Origin of the sequence: Nocardioides sp., assembly GCF_035703625.1 — a bacterium.
In the GTDB taxonomy this organism is placed as follows: Bacteria; Actinomycetota; Actinomycetes; order Propionibacteriales; family Nocardioidaceae; genus Nocardioides.
The window spans coordinates 24,232-30,231 of record NZ_DASSXS010000237.1; the positions used below are offsets into that span (position 1 = coordinate 24,232).

Genomic DNA, 6,000 nt, shown 5'->3' on the forward strand with positions numbered 1-6,000 from the left:
GTGGGTCTCCCACCGCCGAGACGCGCCCCGATCCCGCCGTGCGGCCCGACGACCTGCGCGTCGGGATCGCCGCACGCGCCGTCGGTCGCCTGGCCGGCGATCTCGGCCCGCGCCACGCCACCAGTCCCGCCTTCGACCGGGCCGCGTCGTGGGTGGCGGGCCGGCTCCGACAGGCCGGCTACGACGTACGGCGACAGCCCGTGAGGGTGCCCGGGGGAGTCTCCTGGGGCGTGCCGGTGGCCGCCGGCAGGTCGAGCAACCTGATCGCGACCGCGCCCGGGCTCGACCCCCGCAGCCCGCACCTGGTGGTGGGTGCCCACCTCGACACCGTGCCGCAGGCCCCGGGCGCGGAGGACAACGCCTCCGGTGTCGGAGTGGTCCTGGCCGTGGCCGAGGCCGTGGCCGAGCGGCGCACCCGGCTGCCCGTGGTGCTGGTCGCCTTCGGGGCCGAGGAGCCACGCGGCCCGACCGACGACGACCACCACTACGGGTCGCGGGCCTACGTCGCCTCGCTCGCTCCCGCCGAGCGTCGAGCCGTCCGCGGCATGCTCTCGCTCGACCGGGTGGGGGTCGGGACCGTGGTGCCGGTGTCGTCGGCCGGACCCTCCGGCCTCCAGCAGCGTGCCGACGTGCTGGCCGCCGCCCGACGCGCCGGAGTCCCCACCGAGGCCCAGGTCAACCGCTCCAGCGACCACTGGTCGTTCGTGCGCGCCGGCCTGCCGGGCATCCGGATCGGCAGCACGCCGTACGCCGCCTACCACAGCGCGGCCGACCTCCCGCCCGTCGTCAGCCGGGCCCAGCTGGAACGCACCGGTCGTCTGGTGCTCGCATGGCTGCGCTGATCAGCGGTCCGGGCTGACCCGATGGCGGCGCACGTCGCGGAGGATGGCGGCCGCCTCGGACCCGGTGACCGGGCGCGGGCTGAACGTGGCGTCGAGACGGTAGGGCGTGAGGACCACGTCGCTGAGCCGGTGGCCGCGGAACCGCGCGGTCAGGGTGACGCCCTCCATCGTCTGCTCCATGAAGTCCATGTCGAAGACGAAGTTGCCCAGCGAGTGCGCGATGACGGCGCCCTCGTGCCGCTCGAGGCCCTGCACCCAGTGCGGGTGGCCGCCGACGACGAGGTCCGCTCCGGCGCCGACCAGCCGCCGCCCGACGAGGGACTGGACCGGCTCGGCGACGTGGGTGTACTGCGTGCCCCAGTGGGGGAGCACGACGACCACGTCGACCCGCTTCGCGAGCCTGTCGACCGCCCCGAGCACGTGGGCCAGGTCGGCCCGCTCGAGCGGGCCGGTGCGCGGCGGCATGCGCACCGACAGCGCGCCCGGGCTCCCGGGCGTTGCCCGCGGGGTCTCGCCGATGGCGTTGAAGCCGAGGAAGCCGAACCGGACCCCGTGGCGGGTGAGGACGGCGGCCCGGGTCGCCGCCCGCAGGTCGTGCCCCGCGCCGAAGGACCTGATCCGCGCGTCCCGGAACGCCGCCACCGTCTGGAGCAGGGCGGCGCTCCCGTAGTCGCCGGTGTGGTTGTTGGCCAGCGACAGGGCGTCGACGCCGGCTCCGGCGAGAGCGTCGAGGACCGCGGGAGGGGCATGGAAGGAGTCGCCTCCCTGCTGCGGCGACCCGTCGCCGGACAGGGTGCTCTCGAGGTTGCCGACGGTCAGGTCGGCTGCCCGCAGGTGCGCGGCCATCGGTCGCAGCCGGGCCCGGGCACCACCCGGCTGGTCCGCCACGCCGCGCCCGAGCATGATGTCGCCGACGACGGTCAGCGTGGTGACCGGTTCCCGCTGCGGTCGGCTGGGCTGCGGGGTCGCCGGGGTCGTCGGGCTCTCCGGCCGGGATGGTCGGTCGGGCCGCGGTGCCCCGGTGGTGGGCTGGCCGGTGCACGCGGTCGCCGCCACCAGGGCCGCGACGGCCACCAGGACTCGGGTCCGCACGGGAACGTGCACGCCTCCAGTCTGCCCGTGCGCCGCGCAGACCCCGGTTGGGCGGGTCAGCCGGCGGCGACCAGCGCCACCGCGCCGCCGCACAGGACCAGGCCCGCGGCCTGTGCGCGGTGGATGTGCTCCTTGAGCACCACGGCCGCCAGCAGGATCGTGAACGCGGGGTAGAGCGAGGCCAGCACCCCGGAGATGGTGAGGAAGCCACGCTGGGTCGCCAGCAGGAAGGCCACCGTCGCGACCGTGCTCAGCAGCCCGCACCACACGGCGTGCCAGGCCGCTCGGTGCCGGGGCAGCCACCGCTCGCGCAGGAGGCCGGCGATGACGACCACGGCCGGCACCGACAGCAGCTGGGTGAGGGCGAGCGGCCACAGCCCGGCCGAGTCGGGGATCTGGCCCAGGGCGGCGAAGAGGACGCCGAAGCCGAGACCGGCCAGGAGGCCGTCCACCACGCCCTCGGCCGTGGCCGGGTGCTGGCCGGGTTCCAGGTGCCGGGCGTCCTCCGGCACCGGTTCGCGGGAGACCAGCCAGATCCCCGGCAGGGCGGCGGCGATGCCCACCCACGCGAGGACGGCCGGCCGTTCGCCCGAGACCACGCCGACGAGCAGCGGCACCACGGCTGCGCCGACCGCGGAGACGGGAGCGACGACGCCCATCCGGCCGGCGGCGAACCCCCGGTAGAGGAAGCCGGCGCCGGCGCCGCTGCCGAGCCCGGCGAGGAGGGCCCAGGCGAAGTGGCCCGTCGTCGGATCTCCGGGGACGAGGGCGGCGACGACCGCCGTACAGACCGCGGCGGTCAGCGAGCCGACCACGGCGACCGACCAGGCGGAGGTACGCCGCGCGACCAGGCCCCCCACGAAGTCGGAGAGGCCGTAGGCGAGGGCCGAGGCCAGCGCCAGGACGACCGCCATCAGGTGACCACCACGCCCGCGACCCAGGCGGCGGCGGCCATCACTCCCGCGGTGAGCTCGATCAGCAGCGAGAGCCCGACGGCCCGCAACGCCGACCAGGTGGAGGCTCCGGCAGGACCAGCGCCGAGCCGGCGTCGCTCGGCGAGGTAGACGCCCGCCACGAAGCCCAGGAAGGCGCCCACCACGGGGATGACGAAGAAGCCCGGCACCGCCAGCGCCACACCGGTCCACTGGGTGGAGGCGGGGATCCCGGCGTCCTTCAGCTGGCGGCCCGGCACGGCGTACTTGGCGATCGTGCCGATCAGCAGGAACGCGGCGGCGACCGCGACGACCGCCCACCCCGTACCGGAGCCGAGCTGGACGGCCCACACGAGGATCGCCACCAGGATGAGCGCGCTGCCCGGCAGGATCGGCACGAGGATGCCGATCAGCCCGACGGCGATGGCGACGCCCACCAGGACTTCGGCGAGGGACATGCGGCACACCCTCCCACAGGGCTCCCGGGCAGCGCCCGGCACGCCGGGCCACGAAAAGACGCGGCCCCGGACCAGGAGGTCCGGGGCCGCGAGAGGTCTGGGGTCAGGGGGCGGTCAGTACTCCTCGGCGGGAGCGGTGGCCGGCGTGTCGGTGAGCTTGTGGGTCTCGTCCACGAGGTTCACTGCGACCTGGCGGAGCTTGTCTCCGTGCTCACGCGCGTGGTGCGCGCAGAAGAGAAGCTCGCCGCCGGCGTGGAGCTCGACGCGGAGGTAGGCCTGGGCACCGCAACGGTCGCAGCGGTCCTCGGCGGTCAACGCGCGAGCAGCGGGGGCAACGGCAGTTGTCACATCGGCCTCATTTCTCTTCATCGGTGTCATGTCCAACGTAGTGCCCGGTGACAAAGATTCCCGACCCCGGGTGTTGCCTGACACGTCCTCGGGCACGAAGCCCTTCTACCCATGACCGACGGGATCCATGCTCGGACGCCGGTGACGGTCTAGACGAGCTCGCTGCCACAAGTGTGACGGGTGCGTGGGTCATCAGGTGGCGATACCTCCGAACTCGGGCCCGGACCGGTCCTGCGTCGTGACGTGAACCACACATCATGGTGCGATCAAGGTAGACCCGCTTCCGGTCGATTCCCCGGCAAGCGAGCCTGCGTCGCCTGTCGGCGTGTCGCAGGTAGATTCGGCACAGCAGCACACTCGGATTTGCAGCACGTTGTTTTCGACTCGAAGTCTGGGAGCCCCACGATCGACAACACCTACAACGCGGCCCACCTCCTGGTCCTGGAGGGTCTCGAGGCTGTCCGCAAGCGGCCGGGCATGTACATCGGGTCGACCGACACCCGGGGCCTGATGCACTGCCTGTGGGAGATCATCGACAACGGCGTCGACGAGGCGCTGGCGGGGGCCGCCAGGTCCATCGAGGTGACGCTCCACGCCGACGACTCGGCGGAGGTCTACGACGACGGCCGAGGCATCCCCGTCGACAAGGAGCCCAAGACGGGCCTGCCGGGTGTCGAGGTCGTCTACACCCACCTGCATGCCGGCGGGAAGTTCGGCGGCGGCTCGTACGTCGCCACCGGTGGCCTGCACGGGGTCGGGGCCTCGGTGGTCAACGCGCTCTCCTCGCGGCTCGACGTCGACGTCGACCGTTCCCCGTCCCAGCAGGGCATCTCCTTCCGGCGCGGAGCGCCCGGGGTGTTCGACGGGGAAGGACCCACCGCGAAGTTCCAGCCGAAGTCCGGCCTGACCCGCAAGGGCAAGCGGGTCGCCAAGGGGCGCACCGGCACCCGCGTGCGCTTCTGGCCCGACCGCCAGATCTTCACCAAGGACGCGCGGTTCGTCTTCGAGGACCTCCTCACCCGGGCCCGGCAGACGTCCTACATCGTGCCGGGCCTCGAGCTGGTCATTCGCGACCTGCGCGGGCCGGACCCGCGCGAGGAGAAGTTCCGCCACGACGGAGGGATCACCGAGTTCACCGAGTACCTGTCCACGGGGGAGCCGCTGACCGACGTGCTGCGCCTGCAGGGGTCGGAGACCTTCACCGAGACCGTCCCGTTGCTCGACGAGAAGGGGCACATGACCCCGCAGGAGGTCGAGCGCGAGCTGCACGTCGACGTGGCGGTGCGGTGGAACCACGGATACGACACGGAGCTGCGGTCGTTCGTCAACGTGATCGCCACGCCCAAGGGTGGGACCCACCTGAGCGGCTTCGAGGCGGCGCTCACCTCGACGTTCAACGAGGTGATGCGGGCGACCAAGGCGCTGCGGGTCAACGACGACAACGTGATCAAGGACGACGTGCTCGAGGGGCTGACCGCCGTGGTCACCGTCCGGCTGGCCGAGCCGCAGTTCGAGGGACAGACCAAGGAGATCCTCGGCACCCCGGCTGCGCGCAGCGTCGTACGTCGTGTGGTGTCGGCGGAGCTGAAGAAGTTCCTGACCTCCACCAAGCGCGCCGAGAAGGCCCAGGCCAAGCTCGTGATGGAGAAGGTCGTCGGCGCCTCGAAGACGCGGCTCGCGGCCCGCCAGCACAAGGAGACCCAGCGCCGAAAGAACGCCCTGGAGTCCTCGGCGCTGCCGGCCAAGCTCCGCGACTGCCGGGCCAACGACAACGAGCGCACCGAGCTCTTCATCGTCGAGGGCGACTCCGCGCTCGGGACCGCCAAGGACGCCCGCGACTCCGAGTTCCAGGCGCTGCTGCCGATCCGCGGCAAGATCCTCAACGTCCAGAAGGCCTCGGTCGGCGACATGCTCAAGAACGCCGAGTGCGCCTCGATCATCCAGGTGGTCGGTGCCGGCTCCGGGCGGACCTTCGACCTCGAGGCGCGACGCTACGGCCGGATCATCTTCATGGCCGACGCCGACTCCGACGGCGCCCACATCCGCTGCCTGCTGGCGACCCTGTTCTTCAAGTACATGCCCGACCTGATCCGGGAGGGGCGGGTCTACACCGCGGTCCCGCCGCTGCACCGGATCGAGCTCACCAACCCCAGGAAGGGGATGGACAAGTACGTCTACACCTACTCCGACGACGAGCTGCAGCGAAAGCTCGCCGAGCTGTCGAAGAAGAACGTGCGGTGGAAGGACCCGGTCCAGCGCTACAAGGGACTCGGTGAGATGGACGCCGACCAGCTGGCGGAGACCACGATGGACCCGCGCCGGCGCACC

General features: G+C 72.5%; 6 protein-coding genes. 2 read left to right on the plus strand and 4 right to left on the minus strand.

What is annotated here, in order from left to right:
• The first annotated feature begins 38 nt into the window (after positions 1-38).
• Positions 39-842, plus strand: a complete 804-nt coding sequence (locus VFN12_RS12300; protein WP_325118987.1) for a M28 family metallopeptidase — start codon at positions 39-41, stop codon at positions 840-842.
• Here the strand turns inward: VFN12_RS12300 and VFN12_RS12305 are convergent, their stop codons facing one another.
• The 4 genes from VFN12_RS12305 to VFN12_RS12320 form a co-directional block, all read right to left on the minus strand.
• Entirely contained in the window at positions 843-1,946 is a 1,104-nt protein-coding gene (locus VFN12_RS12305) for a CapA family protein (protein ID WP_325118988.1), read from the minus strand. It abuts the gene before it with no gap.
• A 44-nt stretch (positions 1,947-1,990) separates the two neighbouring features.
• Positions 1,991-2,848: a DMT family transporter gene (locus VFN12_RS12310; protein WP_325118989.1), complete on the minus strand. Its 858-nt coding sequence runs from the start codon at positions 2,846-2,848 to the stop codon at positions 1,991-1,993.
• Positions 2,848-3,324, minus strand: a complete 477-nt coding sequence (locus VFN12_RS12315; protein ID WP_325118990.1) for a DUF456 domain-containing protein — start codon at positions 3,322-3,324, stop codon at positions 2,848-2,850. The genes VFN12_RS12310 and VFN12_RS12315 overlap by 1 nt, the downstream gene beginning before the upstream one ends.
• A 114-nt stretch (positions 3,325-3,438) precedes the next feature.
• Positions 3,439-3,693: a DUF7455 domain-containing protein gene (locus tag VFN12_RS12320; protein WP_325118991.1), complete on the minus strand. Its 255-nt coding sequence runs from the start codon at positions 3,691-3,693 to the stop codon at positions 3,439-3,441.
• A 456-nt stretch (positions 3,694-4,149) separates the two neighbouring features.
• Between VFN12_RS12320 and VFN12_RS12325 the strand changes: the two genes are divergently transcribed.
• Positions 4,150-6,000: DNA topoisomerase IV subunit B (locus VFN12_RS12325; protein ID WP_325118993.1), on the plus strand; the 1,851-nt coding region annotated here is incomplete at its 3' end.